The sequence below is a fragment of the Flavivirga aquimarina genome (assembly GCF_030540835.1).
Classification (GTDB): Bacteria; Bacteroidota; Bacteroidia; order Flavobacteriales; family Flavobacteriaceae; genus Flavivirga; species Flavivirga aquimarina.
The window spans coordinates 86,320-102,615 of the sequence record NZ_JAUOEK010000120.1; the positions used below are offsets into that span (position 1 = coordinate 86,320).

Here is a 16,296-nt window from a genome sequence, read left to right on the forward strand (position 1 = left end):
ATTTAATTCCAGTGTTTATCTTCTTCTTCACGCATAAATTTTTCAATTTTACGCTTTTCCCAGTCTCTAGCAAAATCACCACCATTTACAAAAACTCTAAAAGCTTGAATAGCTAAACCTAACCCCCAACCAAACATTGGAAACCAAAACCATTGAAACCCCCAAAACGTTTTATAATTTATAAATATTAAAAATGGAATGACTAAACAATACGATATAAGGCTTTGATAAAAACCTTTAAGTTCCTCTACATGGTTACGTGCACGCACATAACTATCGTCTATTTGTGGTTTTAATTGTGATCTCATAACTGTAATTTGTTTTGTAAGCATAGGTATAGCTACTGTAAAACTATTAGCTTCTTTGTAAATATTTACTGTTCTATTAGTTAATAAGTCATAGCGTTGCTTAATATTACCAAGGCCTACACCACTACTCTTTTTTAGTATTTGTTTTGGTTGTAAATTATTTTCGACAACCAAATTATCTCCGTTTTCATAGATCTTTATGCGCAACGGCCTACTAGATGTCACCATATTATGTTTTACCGCATTCTCTAAAAGTAGTTGTAACGACAATGGCACAACCTTACTTTCCGGATTTGATGCTTTTTCTTGCATCTCGAAAATAATACTATCCTCAAAACGCATTTTAAGTAAAGACATATAGGTTTTTGCAAACTGTAACTCTTCATCAACAGTTACTAATTCTTTATCTTTTTGTTCTAAAACATAACGGTATATTTTAGATAAAGAAGTGGTAAACCGTTGTGCATTATCTGGATTTTCTTCAATTAAACTGGTTAATACATTCAAGCTATTAAATAAAAAATGCGGATCTAACTGATTTTTTAAAGCATCAAACTTAGCACTAGCTGTTCCTGCTATAACCTTTTGTTCTTTTATTCTATTTTGTTGATACCTATTGTAAAAATAAATAATGTGAAAAGTGATAACTATAGTAAGGGTTATCCACAGCCCAAATTGATAAGATTTAAATGTTTCATTTGTAATAAACTCATAAAAAGATTTGTCTTCTAAAGTTAAAGACGTAAACATTCTCAATATAAACAAGCCTATTAACGTAACGGTTGTTGATCCTAAAATGCCAGCAACAACACGTTTTATAATAGCTTCTTTTTCCCAGTTAAGGCGATTCAAATAATAGAAAAAAGCAATATTAAGATATCCTAGTACAAAAGAATACAACTGATTAAAGACAAATTTGATTAAAAAATCATTAATGCTATTGAATTCAAATCCATTAAAAAGGAAGCTACTTATCACAAAGATAACGCATCCAACAATAAACATAAATAAGATATTCTTAACCGATTTTGTCATAGTCTTTTATGATGCTTTTTGTTTATTTCTCACAAGATTCCAATACTTGGATTGCTCGTTCTTTACCCCAATTTGGATGAAACGGTGTTTCTGGCTTAAAGTTAGCAAAAAGTTCTGTAGCCCTTTTCAAGTCCTTACAAAATGGCGTCGTGTCTTGTCCAAAATAACGTGCACTCCCCATATCCCATTCTGCTTTGCAATAAACAACTCTTGGGTTTTCTGGTGCCATTTGTGCTGCTTTTGTGTATAATTCGACTACTTTCCCCGTTAAGGTCACACCATAAGTAGCGCCATCAAAAGCAACCCATGCCGTGTGTAATAATGCCTGTAATACTAAAATTTCTGGATTGTTTTTTGAAATAGCTGTAGCATCATTAATTAAGTCTTGTGCTTTTTTTAATTGCGCTGTTAATTTTTTTTCGTCTTTTTCTCCAAAACTACCAATAATATTAATTTGTGCCGCGTAATAAGATGGAAGCCAATTATCTGATTCTGCTTTTGCTATGCGTTCAAACATATTTGATGCTTCGGTTGGGTTGTTGCTTCCCCAAAGTTTGAAAGCTTTTTGCATGCCTTTTTCGTAATTAGTTTGAGAATGTATTAATCCTGAAATTAATAATGATGCAATAATGATTAGATGTTTCATATACTTGTTTTTATAGTTTTAATTATAAAACAAATATCTTATGCTAATCCTCATTTTTAAAAACCGACTTACCGAACTGTTATTTTTTCCTGACGAAATGTTAAGTTAACATGTAACTATACTAAAACTGTATTTATTTTAGTGTCATTCTTGTCTTAGTAGGAATGGCAGAACAAGATTACAAATCAAGAACATTAACACATTTGGTTTACTAAAAATCTACCAAGGAGTTTTATAGCAAAATAAACCATAAAAAAGAGGCCGTCTAAAAAATGATAATTCTTGTAATCTAGAATAACACTTTTTAAACGGCCTCTAAACATTAATACAATAACTATTTATAAAGCTTAACCTTCATTAAACTTGAAAAATATGGGTACTGAGTAAGCTACTTTTACTGGTTTACCTCGCTGGGTACCTGGTTTCATTCTAGGCAATATCCCAATAATCCGCTCAGCTTCTTTTTCTAAAATTTTATCGGGACCTCTAGATCTTATACCTGTAATATATCCTTGGGAATTTATAACGAATATTACAGATACGCGCCCTTGTAGCCCCATCTCTAAAGCTAGTTCTGGGTATCTAAAATTATTAACTACATGTTCCTGTACTTTCTGTTGGAAACAGTCTTTCATCTCTTTTTTAGATTTCCCTTCACATCCAGGAAAGACCGGTACATTCTCAATTAAAGAAAATGGCACTTCCACATCCTCTTCAACTTCTGCTACCTCAACATCGCTCACTTCTACTACATCTCGAATAGCTTCATCTTGTGATGTTTCTGTACTTTCAATAACAGTTTCTTCAATCTCTTCCACATCTTCTACAATTTGAATATTTTCATGAACAGCAACCGGTGGTGGCGGTGGTGGAGGTGTATTTATATTAACAATAGGAATATCCTCTTCTAGCTCACTTTCCACTTCTAAAAGATCTGCAACAATGTCATTTTTTTCGTAAGTTTTATATTCTAAACCTTGCCAGGAAAGAAGCAACATTAAATTTAGCCCTATAGCAAAATATATGCTACTATTTCTACCTATTTCTAATTTTGGGTTTTTTTTAGCTTCCATGACTCTTATATTTAATGATAGCCTACCAGTATTAATTAATAACCTAAAATTATCATATAATCAGTATAATAACTATGACATTTGTCATATCTCAGAATACAAGTAATATTTTAACAATTCCATATTTCAAACAATAAAACAAAAAGGTATAATTGAAAATGTGGAATAATAAAAAACAGAATAACTAACTCACCATAAGACTTTTAGATTAACACAAATTGTATATTAACTTGTTGTGAAAAGCTTTTAGCTTATTTCTGTAAAAAAGCACAACACGTTAAAAAATGTTAAATCTTGTAATATAATTGACATATCAATTATATTTGTATCAAATATTAATAAAACTTATGAGCTTACCTCTTCCTTCTGAAACAATATTTCATGTTATTGAAAGCACTATTAAGGAATATCGGAAATTTGCACAGAAAAATATTTCGAAAAAAGTAAAGGATATAACAATCGATCAAAGCATGGTTCTTATTTTCTTAAATGAACATCCAGAACTAACACAGAAGGAAATAGCCAAATTAGTATTTAGGGATAATGCATCACTAACACGAATGCTTAACACTATGGTTAAGAAAAAATACTTAAAACGATCTGTTGATAATAAAGACAGAAGGCGGTACAACATTGAAATCACAGCTAAAGGAAAAGATATACTTGACACACTTCCTCCTATCATTCATCAAAATAGAAATTCATCACTCAAAGGCATCACAAAAAACGAACAGAAGCAATTGGAAATCATCTTAAACAAAATTAAGACCAATTGCTTAAAAACTTAACATCATGAAAACAACAAACATATTTACTCTAATTTTTCCTGCATTAATCGTATTGTTTTCAACTCAAATAACCGCGCAAGAAAAAACATCTCTATTAACCTTGGAGGAACAGCAAATTGTTGTAGACTCAATAAGTAGCAAACTAAATGCAAATTATATTTTTCCAGACGTAGCTGCAAAAATGGCTTCAAATATTGAATCTAAACTTCGTAAGGGCGATTATAAATCTACACTTGACCCACAGGAATTTGCAAATACCTTAACAACAGACTTACAAGATATTAGTAAAGATAAACACCTTAGGGTTTCCTTTGCTCCAGAACGCATAAAAGAACAACAGCAAACAATAACAGCAGAGGATAGTATTGCTTTTTTAAATCGCCACATTAACAGTCTGAAACGTAATAATTTTGGTTTTAAAGAGGTAAAAATACTGGACGGCAATATTGGATATCTAGACCTTAGAAGCTTTTCAAATGTTGAATATGCAGGAGAAACAGCGGTTTCGGCGATGAACTTTATGAGCAATACTGATGCTATTATCATTGATCTTCGTGCTAATGGAGGTGGAAGCCCTGCCATGATTCAACTCATAACCAGCTACTTATTCGAAAGTGACCCCATTCATTTAAATAACTTTTATTGGCGTCCAACTAATTCTAATTCTCAAACTTGGACCCTACCTCATGTATCTGGTACAAGAAGCCCAGATACGCCTGTATATGTGCTAATCAGCTCTAGTACATTTTCTGCAGCCGAAGAATTTAGCTATAATTTAAAAAACTTGGAACGTGCTACATTAATTGGAGAAACTACTGGTGGTGGTGCACACCCCGGTGGCCCAGTAGTGGCAACAGATAGATATATGGTTTGGGTTCCTACTGGCAGAGCAATTAACCCTATTACAAATACAAATTGGGAAGGCACTGGGGTAAGTCCGCATATTGAAGTACCTGCCAAAGACGCGTTAGATGTAGCCTATGCTAAAGCTTTGGAAATGCTTATAGATAATAATAAGGATGACAACTTAAAAGCTTTTTATGAGTGGCCAATTGCTAAATTAAAGATAAAAAACAATCCGATAAGCTTAGATTCGAAAACCTTAAAAGCTTTCACGGGAAGTTACGGTCCTCGCGTTATTACTCTAGAAAATGGTACTTTGTTCTATAAACGAGGCCATAGATCTAAATATGAATTACAACCTTATAGCGATCATGAATTTATGTTAAAAGGTTTAGATAATTTCCGTATACGCTTTTTATTTGAAGGTGATAAAGTAATTGGATTGCAAGGGCTTTATAGCAATGGCAATATGGATAAAAATTTAAAAACAGATTAAGTAATAATTAGATTATAAATTATCCAATTGGTTACTTTTTTTATCCTCACTAATCGTCCAAAAGAAACCAACAAAGAAGAATTGATCTGCTGCTGGTTTTAGGGCACGCCTGTTAAAATAACCATTCAAGTCTGGTGTATCGGCATATTGATACCCATTAATGTTTCTAAACCCTAATACGTTATTTACCGAAGCGTACAGTATTTTTTGTGGACTTATTAAATACGCCCAATTAATACTTAAACTATTATAAGGTTTTGTTTTATTATTTAAAAACCCAGACTCATTTGGGTTCGTATAAGTTCTACCAGACGCTAAGGCATAACTAAACCCAACCTGGCTTCTCCAATCATCAATCCAATATTTACCTACGACTGATATGTTATGAGTATTTGCAAAGTTTGGTTGTGATTCAACTGGGTAGTTTTTATAATCTCGTTTCGTATCTAGCAAGGAATAACTCACCCAATAATCAAAATTTTTAATGCTTTTACTATCTCTCCAGAAGAAATCTATACCTTTGGCAAAACCGGTTCCTTCATTACTATAATGACTATCAAAATTGGCAAATTCAGAATCATACTTTATTAAATCATCATATTTTTTATAATAGGCTTCTGCTCTAAACAATCTTTTATCTGCATTGTACTGATAATTAAGAATATAATGAGAGGTACTTTGAGTTTTTAAATCTTGGTTAAACTTTAAAATATTACTTGATGGATTTTGGTAAAAATTACCATAGGCTAATGACACCTGACTTTTTTCGGAAGTTTTATATGCCAACGATAACCTCGGTGCTAAAGTAAAGTCTTTAAACAACTCACTATACTCGCCTCTTAATCCAGATTTAAATGCTAACTTTTTAGATATAAAAATATCGGCTTCTGCAAAAGCGGCTACAATGTTATTGTTATATCCATACGCTTCATCGTTAATAGTGCTATCTGAATAATTTTCTTTGAAATCTGTTGCAAAATACTCAGCTCCAAAATAAAGTTTAAACCGATTGCTAACTCTATTTTTAAATTTCAGCTTAGCATGTATAGAATTTTCTGTGTCCTTAATATCACTTTCTATAATATTTATGTTGTTTTTTGCATGGGTATAGCTTATCCCTCCAAATAATGTCCATGTATCATTTAAAATTCCCTGATATGAACCGTTAACATATACATTATTATTATTCAATTTAAAATATGCGCCTTCACTTCTATTGATATCTTCTTGTGTTAACTCAAAATTGGTAGTATCAAATGCCCCATAAAGTTTAAATAGTCCTGTATTGGTTTTCTTTCTAAAAACAGCTTCTCCTGATGCTGTTTCAAAAGGCTCTATCCAATCATTCCTATTTGGAAATATAGCATTATAAGGGGCTAAATTAATATAGGAGGCATTCACACTCAGCGAACTTGTTTTCCACTTTTGAGTATTTCCCAATGTTGCACCCACACTCATAATCCCAATATCTGTTTTTTCTTGGTCGGGTTCATCAATCGTATTCAATAATAATACACTTGAGAGTGCCTGACCAAACTCTGCCGAATAGCCTCCTGTAGAAAATGTGATACCATCAAATAAAAATGGTGAATAACGACCACGGGTTGGTGCATTATTGGTTGTTGGCGTGTACGGTGTAAACACACGAATACCATCTATAAAAATTTGGGTTTCATTCGCATCGCCACCGCATACAAACAATCGTCCATCTTCTGAGACTGTCGTTGTACCTGGTAATGTTTGTAATGCCCCGACAAAATCACCTAAAGCACTAGCTGTAGTAACAACATCTAAAGGTTTTAAGACATTCACTTTACTATTATCTCCTGCTGAAAAAGTACCTGCTGACAATACTACAGCATCTAAGGTACTCACATCTTCACGAAGTTTTATGCTAATGTCTTTCATATAGGATACATCGCCCACCATAGTATAAGTTTCAAAAGATAAATAAGAAACAATTAAGGTTTGTGTTCCAGCTTCGGTTGTCTTAAATGAAAAATTACCATTTGCATCTGTTGTGCTACCATCGTAAGTACCTTCTAAATAAATATTAGCACCTACTATTGGAATATTTTTCGTGCTATAAACGGTTCCATTAATCGTTTTTTGAGCACTTAGCTGAATAGATATTAATACAATTAAGCTGGTTAAGATAGTTTTCATTAGATAAATTGTTCTGCTGTTTATTCTTATTTATGATGCAAATTTGCAACAGAACTTTATCTAAATAAATTCAATATAACCGAACTGTAAATTTTTGGTGATGAATTGAATTTCTATGATAATATTGTAAAAGATCTTCGTTAATTCTTTTTCCGATAGAGGTAGTATATAAAGAGTGGTTTAAGTAATTTAATGGCAAGTACTTATTGTTAGCAATAAGTGTTTTTCGCAACTAAAAAATAATTCAAAATTAAACTATTAATTTAATTTGTTAAACGGGCGTATTATAAGTCGTGCAGCTTTATCGAAATTAATATAATTGTAACCCCAATTAAAGAAAACAATTATTCTATTTCTAAAGCCAACCAAAGCCATAAGATGTACAAACATCCATACAAACCAAGCAAAAAAACCTGCGAATCTAAAGTGTTTTAAATCAACAACAGCTTTATTTCTACCAACTGTTGCCATAGATCCTTTGTCTTTGTATTTGAATTTTTTTAACGGCTTTCCTTCTATTAATTTTATAAGGTTTTTTCCTAAAAGTTCACCTTGTTGAATAGCAGGTTGTGCTACTTGTGGGTGTCCGTTTGGATATGCATCGGTTTGCATTAAACAAATATCGCCTAAAGCAAAAATATTGTTATACCCTTCAACCTGATTATATTCATTTACTTTGTATCTGTTGGCACGGTCGATAAGTATATCTGCTCGAAGTCCCTCCACAGGGTTTCCTGTAACACCAGCCGCCCAAATTAAAGTTTCAGACTGTAATTCTAAACTTAAATTAGTCAACACTTTCTTTCCATCATAATTTTCGACAAATGTATTACAGTGAACTAAAACTCCTAGTTTGGTTAGAAATTGTGCTGCTTTTTTAGAGGCGTGTTTACTCATTGTTGGTAAAACGCGTGGACTTCCTTCTAATAGATATATTTGCATATCTTCCGGAATCAAATCACGGTAATCTCTGGGTAAAATATGGTTTTTAAGTTCGGCAATAGCGCCTGCTAATTCGACACCTGTTGGACCTCCCCCAACAATTACAAAATTTAATAAGGCTTTACGGTTCTCTTTATCATTAGTTATAGCTGCCTGCTCAAAATTTTGCAATATCAAACTACGAATATTTAAAGCTTGCGGCACTTTCTTCATTGGCATACCATATGTTTCTATTGATTTATTGCCAAAATAATTTGTCTTGGTTCCTGTAGCTATAACCAAATAATCGTAACTTATATTACCTATACTTGTTGTTATTTCATTTTTTTCTGAGTTAATAGATTCTACTTCTGCTAAACGAAAAAACGTGTTTTTATGATTCTTTAATATTTTACGAAGTGGATACGCAATAGAGTCTGGCTCTAGCCCTGCAGAAGACACTTGATATAATAAGGGTTGAAATGTATGGTAATTTCGCTTATCAATTAAAACAACCTGTACGTTCTTGTTCGCTATTTTTCTTGCAAAATTAATACCTGCAAAACCACCTCCTATAATAACGACTCTGGGAAAACTAGATTTAGGAATATTCATAAATAAAATAAAATAAGGCAAAGATACTATACAGGGACGTTTTTCGCTATTTAAAATATTATTTTTACACATATGTAACGTTTTAAAATTTTAGACTACTTATATAGTAACTAAACCATCACATTGAATAAAGAACTGGAACATAATTTTGTTGAATTGCTGGAAAAGCATCAAAATATTATACATAAAGTATGTCGTTTGTATACTAATAATTATGATGCTCATAATGATTTATTTCAGGAAATAACCATTCAACTTTGGAAAGCATTCCCTAAGTTTCGGGGTGATGCTAAGTTTAGTACATGGATGTATAGAGTAGGTTTAAATACCGCGATTACACTTTATAGAAAATCAAAACGCACTATTAACACACAAGATTTTAATGGTGTTGAATTTAAAATAAAAGCTGAAAATTATGATGATACAGAAGAACAACAACTAAAAATACTTTATAAAGCTGTCCATCAATTAAATGATATTGAAAAGGCGCTTGTTTTCTTGTATTTAGAAGATAAAGATTATAGAGAGATTAGTGAAACTTTGGGAATTAGTGAAGTGAATGCACGTGTAAAGATGAATAGAATAAAAACGAAACTTAGAACCATATTAAATCCGTAAGACTATGGATGAATTAGATTTATTAAAAAAAGATTGGAATAAGGATGATAACAATTATCCTAAGCTGACTTATAACGAAATATATAAGATGATCTTAAAAAAGTCATCTTCTATTGTGAAATGGATTTTTATTATTAGTTTATTAGAATTTGCCCTTTGGACATCAATTTCTTTTTTATTAAAAGATACGGAGAGCATGAAACGCTATGAGCAGTTCGATGGCAATGCTTTTTTTACACCCTTAATAATTATAGGGTACATCATTTTAGCTTTTTTCTTTTACTTGTTTTTTAGAAATTACAAAAGAATATCTACTACAGATAATGCAAAAATACTCATGGAAAATATTCTTAAAACAAGAAAAACAGTAAAACAATATGTCGCTTTCAACTTAATTTATTTAGTGATATCTACTTTTGTTGTTATATATATTGAATTTGACCAGGACGAACTTGTTATAGCACAAATAGAAAAAGCTGCTGCTAATGGAGAAGTTTTTAAATTTTACGCTACATTTATAATGGTAGTCGTTTTGTTTTTAGCTGCTGCCATTGGCATTTTATTATTATTTTATTGGCTAGTATATGGCATTTTATTAAAACGCCTCAATCGAAATTATAAAGAATTAAAAAAACTGGAAGTTTAAAAAAATGTATTAACCTCAACAACGTCTCCAACTTGCATGGAATTAAGATAAATATCCCCTACTCTAATCCTTACTAAACGCAAGGTTGGAAAGCCAACTGCCGAAGTCATTTTTCGTACCTGTCTAAATTTACCTTCGTTTAGGGTTATAGAGACCCATGATGTTGGCCCATGCCTGTCATCTCTTATTTTTTTTGATCGTTTGGGTAAATCCGGAACATTATCTAATCTAAAAACTTTACATGACTTTGTTTGATATTTTTTACCATCAAAACCAATTTCTACCCCTCTTTTTAGCAAATTAATTGCTTCTTCTGAAATAAGACCATCTACTTGTGCATAATATTCCTTTTCTACTTTTTGGCTATTAACAAAATCGCTCATTTTGCCATCTGTGGTAAGTAATAGCAAACCCTCCGATTTTTCATCTAATCGACCTATTGCCATAATACCTTCTGGGAAATCGTGAAGTGTACCTAAAAACTTTTTTGATTGTTGTTTTGAATCATGGCTTTTAAATTGGCTTAAATAACCATAGGGTTTGTAGATTATGAAATTCCTGCTCACTTTCCTAATTCTCTTTAATCGTATTTTTTTAGCAAAAAAGTCTTTCTAATCTTTTTAAATAATACAATACTTATATACAACTCAGTATTTCTAGCACATAATTTTTTTTTGAATTTCTTACTAGACTTATTAAAGTACTCACTAATACTATAGGTCCTTGTAATTCCTTCTTTCTTGGCTATTTTATAACATTGATAACGCAAATAAGGTGCGATTCCTCGTCCTCTAAAAGCCTCGAAGGTATACATGGTGTGTAAATATGCTTCATTTTTTTCAAACTTAAAAGTTTTTCCACGAAACCGATACTCATTCTTTTTAATAAACATATAAGCAACAATATCATTGTAACATTTCAATCCAACACATATTTGCCCTTCTTTCAAATATCTTTTTAAATCTTTATGGGCTATACCTTTTATTTTATTTTGAATATAATCTAGTTCTATTTCACCAAAATAAGACATTTCAAAGCCTGAGTCATCTCCTTTTATTTTTGGTGGTTCAAATTCTTCTGCCCCCTCTAAAGTCCAATAATACGGCATCACATCGATGCCTATTTTTGCAAAACGATTCCTTAACCCCTGCATAAATAAACCATAGCGTAAAATATTCCACAACCAATGAATTCTATAAAATCTCTTAGTATTCCCTACTTCCATTACATTATTTTACACACTTAATTTACGTCCATATTTGCCATTTCCAGGCTCTAAATTCATTTTCAACCTAAACTCTTTTGAAGTCATTACTTCTCTATCATTTGCATTGGCTATAACATGAATTCTTTTAAGCAAGTCTGAATTTGTGGCTAATTTTGTTCTTGCATTATCATACCAAATATTATCTTCAATTCCAACCCGTACACCTCCTCCAATAGCCAGAGAAAGCGAATTCATCATTAGTTGTGCATTACCTATTCCTGCTAAACTAAAAAATGAATCTTTTGGAAGATCATTTATCATAACGCCTGTATGTAAAAGGTTTGCCTGAGAACAAGCTATATTTCCAAATAAAAGATTAAAATAGTATGGTGGTTTAATCAATTCTTTTTTTTCTAAATACTTTGCATAGTTAATCATCCCTATATCAAATGCTTCAAGCTCCGGAACGATCCCTTTTTGTTGCATTATTGTAGCTAGATTTGTAATCATATCTGGAGCATTAATACTGGCTGTTTTATTAAAATTAAGAGAGCTTAACGTTAAGCTTCCCATATCTGGTTTTAAATCACCATCCAATAATAATGGATCACTTCTTTGGTCCAGTTCTCCAAAATTCCTACCACTTAACGATACACATAAAACCAATTCGGGAGCATATTTTCGGATACCTTCTATAATTTTAGCATATATGTCTTTTTTATACGTTGGAACACCTGACTTTGGGTCGCGAGCATGTAAATGCACCATTGTAATTCCTATTTCGAAAGCTTTATGTACATCTTCCACAATCTCAGAAACACTTATTGGCACATAAGAAGACATCTCCTTAGTAGGAATCATACCTGTAGGTGTAAAATTTAAAATAAAGTTACTGTTCATCTTTATAAAATTGGAATTGCTTTAATGAAGGGTTTATATTGGTAACAATATATTACATATGAACTGCTACCCTCTAACTTTTTCGGTTAAAATACTATAAACCAGTTTTTTGGTAGCTTTTTGCCCATTTACTTTGGTTCTCACCTCTTCAAAAGTCATTTTAAAATCACACCCCAATTTATAATCACTACAGCCATAAGCTGTTTTTCCTTTTATAACTGTTCCTTTTTTGCATTTCGGGCATATTAAATTATCAGGTGTCTCTTTCCTGTCTACCGACAAGGCTGGGTCTACATTTTTCTTTGGTTCTAGCTTTAGTTTGAAATCATCGTTAAACCGAAGCAAACCTTCTACAGTTCCTTCATTTGTTTTGAAACCTTTTAAGTTTACTGTAGATCCTTTTTGAAGTAGTCTTATAAATTGCTTTTCAGATATTTTTTTTCCACTAAAACTAAAAGGCATCACAAAATCGCAACCAGATTTAAACCCACTGCACCCATAAGCTGTTTTCCCTTTTAAAAGCTGTGCTTTTTTACACTTTGGACAAACCTCTGCTGTAATACCTGCTTGTTTTTTGCCTGATGCTTTTGCCTCGCGTTTTTTAACTGTAGTTTCATACGATATATTGGCACGCTTCGTTTCACTTCGTACCTCATACACCAAAGCATCAACCATTCGTTTCATATTTTTTATAAAAGTACCTGCACTATACTTACCTTTTTCTATATCTTTTAACTGCTTTTCCCAAGACCCTGTAAGTTCTGCCGATTTTAATAATTTGTTTTGAATGGTATCAATCAATTGAATACCAGTTTCTGTTGGCAACACTTGTTTTTTGTTACGCTTTATATATTTTCTTTTAAAAAGTGTTTCAATAATATTGGCTCGTGTGGAAGGTCTTCCTATACCGTTTTCTTTCATTAAATCTCTTAACTCATCATCATCGACCTGTTTTCCAGCTGTCTCCATAGCCCTTAATAACGAGGCTTCTGTATATTGATTAGGTGGTTTGGTCTCTTTTTCTAAAAACGAAGGTTCATGTGCTCCTTTTTCGCCTTTTGTAAATGCAGGTAATAATTTGTCACTATTTGTCATACTGGGCGCAGCCGAAGTATCAAAGACAATACGCCATCCTTTTTCTAAAATTTCTTTGCCTTTTGTTTTAAAAGAGACATCTGCTGCCTTACCAACTACTGTAGTATTAGCCACCAGACAATCATCATAAAAAACGGCTATAAAACGCTTTACTATAATATCGTAAACCTGTTGCTGATTATATTGCAAATTAATTTGAACTCCTGTTGGTATAATAGCGTGGTGATCGGTGACTTTTTTATCGTTAAAAACTTTAGTAGACTTTCTTATTTTTTTCCCTAGAAGCGGTTGTGTCAATTTTGAATAATTCGTCAGTTTTTGAAGAATACCAGGCACTTTAGGATACACGTCATTAGGTAAAAAAGTGGTATCTACTCTAGGGTAAGTCACAACCTTTTGCTCATATAGTTTCTGAACAATCTTAAGTGTTTCATCTGCCGAAAATCCAAACTTGGTGTTACAATATACTTGCAACCCAGTTAAATCAAAAAGCTTTGGGGCATATTCCTTACCTTTTTTCTTTGTAATGGAGACTATTTCAAACTCGCTTTCTTTTACTTTATTAGCTAGCGCTTCTCCATCTTCTTTTTTAAGGAATCGCCCTTCTTCATAGCTAAATAAGGTTTCTCGATATAACGTTTGTAATTCCCAATAAGGTTGTGGCTTAAAGTTTTCTATTTCTTTAAACCGGGTAACAACCATTGCTAATGTTGGTGTTTGTACTCGACCAACGGACAATACTTGTTTATAACCACCATGTTTTACTGTATATAATCGGGTAGCGTTCATCCCTAATAACCAATCGCCAATAGCTCTGGAAAAACCTGCATAATATAAATTATCGTAATCTATTGCCGGTTTCAGGTTATCGAACCCTTCTTTAATAGCTTCAGTGGTTAATGATGAAATCCACAAGCGTTCCACTTTACCTTTGTAATTAGCTTCATTCATCACCCAACGCTGAATGAGTTCTCCTTCCTGCCCAGCATCCCCACAGTTTATAACGACTTCCGCTTTATCAAATAAACTCTTTACAATGTTGAATTGCTTTTGTATTCCTGAGTTTGAAACTACTTTGGTTTCAAATTTTTCGGGCAACATGGGGAGGTTGTTTAAATCCCAACTTTTCCAATAAGGTTTGTAATCGTTAGGTTCTTTCAAGGTACATAAATGTCCAAAAGTATAAGTAACAGCATAACCGTTGCCTTCGTAATAGCCATCACGTTTATTATTAGCTCCTAATACAGAAGCTATCTCACGTGCTACACTCGGTTTTTCGGCAATACAGACTTTCATGTACTAATATTTATCTTTTTATAAGGTTAAAGGTTATATGTAACATTTATTTAATCTTCATTATACTTGATTAAACATTCAATCATAAATGTTTCACTTACTTCTTTAAAATTGTAAAATGCAAAATAGGAATTTTGATATGTTTATCGAAAGAGATTTATTAGGAGTTATTAACTTATACTTTAAAAAAGAGTCATTTTTTTAAAAATTTTCGTAAAAACAAACTATAAATGAAGTTAAAAAGCTGCTGTTATAGCTAAAAAAACTACAAACATTTCTTTCTTTTAAAAATGTTTTGTAAGAAATGGTTTTTGATTAATTGCATTTCATCTAATAATTACGTCCACCCAACGAATTTTACTTACTTTTCGCTTTCAAATTAGTTGATGTTAAGACATTTAAAATGAAAAAAATTGTGCCCCTACTTACTATAATCCTATTATGCCTTAGTTATTATAGTTTCTCTCAAGTCGGTATTGGAACTACAAATCCAGACCCTTCTTCCATTTTAGAAATTGAATCACAAACACAGGGTTTCTTACCTCCAAGAATGACTCAAGCAGAAAGAGATTTAATTGCTTCTCCTGCCGAAGGTTTGTTTGTTTATAACACAGATAGTCATTGTTTTCAATATTATAATGGTACAACCTGGTCTGGGTGTTTAGGTGAAGTTCAATTAAATAAATTAAATTGTGGAGCTATATCTGCCAACGGTATATATTTTACTGGAGCTTCATTAACAGCAAGTAATACTATAAGTATAGAGGTTGTAGTGAATACATTGGACACTTATACAATATCTACAAATACGGTGAATGGTTATAGTTTTTCTGCTTCTGGAGCATTCCCAACCATTGGACTTAACACTATAACACTTAGTGGTACTGGCACACCAATTGCGACACAAACGGATACATTTACAATAGATTTTGTTGGCACTGGCTTTACTTGTAATGTAGATGTTAATGTATTAGCTACACCATTAGCAAATTGTTTAGAGTATTTAAATACAGGGTCATCTACAAGCGGCATATATACCATCGATCCCGATGGCGTTGGAGGAAGTGCGCCTTATGACTGCTATTGCGATATGACTAATGATGGAGGTGGTTGGACTTTAGTATTTGTTCATGATACATCTGGTGGTTACTGGTCTGGCGATGTAGAAGCGAGTGAACATAATATGGCTTCTCCTAGTTTAACAACTACAAAATATTCTATTTTAAGTAGATTAGATGATATAAAAAGTAATGCTGCTTATGAATTTAGACTACATTACCCTACATCTGGCTTAACAAATCACTGGAGTCAAACATTTGACCCAAGAAGTGGTAGTTCTCCCACTAGACCCGTAGCAGGTTATACAGCCATAAGTATAAGCATGACAAGTAGTTTATGGGGTGGCCTTGAAAATTCTGGTAGTAATACATACTTAGATGGTTCTGTAAACAGTGGTAACTGGTTTTATTCCATTGGAAGTATAAATTCATGGGGAGGAGGTATTCCAGGATCAGGTTCTGCAGTAAGTAGCGTACAGCTTTTTATTAGGTAAAATTTAGTATATACTATTTAATTTTCTGAAAATACTTTTATTTGGTACTTACTTAAAAGTCCTGAAACTTGGGGTCATAAAAAATTTCTGT

The 16,296-nt window shown here is 32.4% G+C and carries 14 protein-coding genes; 5 read left to right on the plus strand and 9 right to left on the minus strand.

Going from position 1 to position 16,296, the window contains the following annotated elements:
* Nucleotides 1-2: 2 nt before the first annotated feature.
* The 3 genes from Q4Q35_RS11690 to Q4Q35_RS11700 form a co-directional block, all read right to left on the minus strand.
* Nucleotides 3-1,343: a histidine kinase gene (locus tag Q4Q35_RS11690; protein WP_303278156.1), complete on the minus strand. Its 1,341-nt coding sequence runs from the start codon at nucleotides 1,341-1,343 to the stop codon at nucleotides 3-5.
* Nucleotides 1,344-1,365: 22 nt separating this feature from the next.
* A complete protein-coding gene (locus tag Q4Q35_RS11695; RefSeq protein ID WP_303278157.1) occupies nucleotides 1,366-1,989 on the minus strand; it encodes a hypothetical protein in 624 nt (207 codons plus the stop codon).
* A 347-nt stretch (nucleotides 1,990-2,336) separates the two neighbouring features.
* Entirely contained in the window at nucleotides 2,337-3,062 is a 726-nt protein-coding gene (locus Q4Q35_RS11700) for an energy transducer TonB (protein ID WP_303278158.1), read from the minus strand.
* Between the two features lie 347 nt (nucleotides 3,063-3,409).
* Between Q4Q35_RS11700 and Q4Q35_RS11705 the strand changes: the two genes are divergently transcribed.
* Together Q4Q35_RS11705 and Q4Q35_RS11710 are read left to right on the plus strand one after the other, a co-directional pair.
* Nucleotides 3,410-3,850, plus strand: coding sequence for a MarR family winged helix-turn-helix transcriptional regulator (locus Q4Q35_RS11705; protein WP_303278159.1), 441 nt, complete (start codon nucleotides 3,410-3,412; stop codon nucleotides 3,848-3,850).
* A 4-nt stretch (nucleotides 3,851-3,854) separates the two neighbouring features.
* Complete coding sequence (locus Q4Q35_RS11710) at nucleotides 3,855-5,189, plus strand: S41 family peptidase (RefSeq protein ID WP_303278160.1); 1,335 nt, start codon at nucleotides 3,855-3,857, stop codon at nucleotides 5,187-5,189.
* Nucleotides 5,190-5,201: 12 nt separating this feature from the next.
* Here Q4Q35_RS11710 and Q4Q35_RS11715 read toward each other — a convergent pair whose 3' ends face one another.
* Nucleotides 5,202-7,355, minus strand: a complete 2,154-nt coding sequence (locus Q4Q35_RS11715) for a TonB-dependent receptor (RefSeq protein WP_303278161.1) — start codon at nucleotides 7,353-7,355, stop codon at nucleotides 5,202-5,204.
* 258 nt (nucleotides 7,356-7,613) lie between these two features.
* Nucleotides 7,614-8,891, minus strand: coding sequence for an NAD(P)/FAD-dependent oxidoreductase (locus Q4Q35_RS11720; protein WP_303278314.1), 1,278 nt, complete (start codon nucleotides 8,889-8,891; stop codon nucleotides 7,614-7,616).
* A gap of 123 nt (nucleotides 8,892-9,014) precedes the next feature.
* Between Q4Q35_RS11720 and Q4Q35_RS11725 the strand changes: the two genes are divergently transcribed.
* Nucleotides 9,015-9,509 (plus strand): RNA polymerase sigma factor, encoded by a 495-nt coding sequence (locus tag Q4Q35_RS11725; protein ID WP_303278162.1) that lies wholly within the window; start codon nucleotides 9,015-9,017, stop codon nucleotides 9,507-9,509.
* A 4-nt stretch (nucleotides 9,510-9,513) separates the two neighbouring features.
* Nucleotides 9,514-10,155 (plus strand): DUF8845 family protein, encoded by a 642-nt coding sequence (locus Q4Q35_RS11730; protein WP_303278163.1) that lies wholly within the window; start codon nucleotides 9,514-9,516, stop codon nucleotides 10,153-10,155.
* On the opposite strand, the gene Q4Q35_RS11735 is transcribed toward Q4Q35_RS11730, so the two are convergent.
* The 4 genes from Q4Q35_RS11735 to Q4Q35_RS11750 form a co-directional block, all read right to left on the minus strand.
* Entirely contained in the window at nucleotides 10,152-10,721 is a 570-nt protein-coding gene (locus Q4Q35_RS11735; protein WP_303278164.1) for a pseudouridine synthase, read from the minus strand. The genes Q4Q35_RS11730 and Q4Q35_RS11735 overlap by 4 nt on opposite strands.
* Before the next feature lie 14 nt (nucleotides 10,722-10,735).
* Nucleotides 10,736-11,380, minus strand: coding sequence for a GNAT family N-acetyltransferase (locus Q4Q35_RS11740; RefSeq protein ID WP_303278165.1), 645 nt, complete (start codon nucleotides 11,378-11,380; stop codon nucleotides 10,736-10,738).
* A gap of 9 nt (nucleotides 11,381-11,389) precedes the next feature.
* Complete coding sequence (locus Q4Q35_RS11745) at nucleotides 11,390-12,262, minus strand: beta-keto acid cleavage family enzyme (RefSeq protein WP_303278166.1); 873 nt, start codon at nucleotides 12,260-12,262, stop codon at nucleotides 11,390-11,392.
* 66 nt (nucleotides 12,263-12,328) lie between these two features.
* Nucleotides 12,329-14,653, minus strand: coding sequence for a type IA DNA topoisomerase (locus Q4Q35_RS11750; protein ID WP_303278167.1), 2,325 nt, complete (start codon nucleotides 14,651-14,653; stop codon nucleotides 12,329-12,331).
* Between the two features lie 403 nt (nucleotides 14,654-15,056).
* Between Q4Q35_RS11750 and Q4Q35_RS11755 the strand changes: the two genes are divergently transcribed.
* A complete protein-coding gene (locus Q4Q35_RS11755) occupies nucleotides 15,057-16,205 on the plus strand; it encodes a phage tail-like protein (protein ID WP_303278168.1) in 1,149 nt (382 codons plus the stop codon).
* The last annotated feature ends 91 nt before the right edge of the window (nucleotides 16,206-16,296 follow it).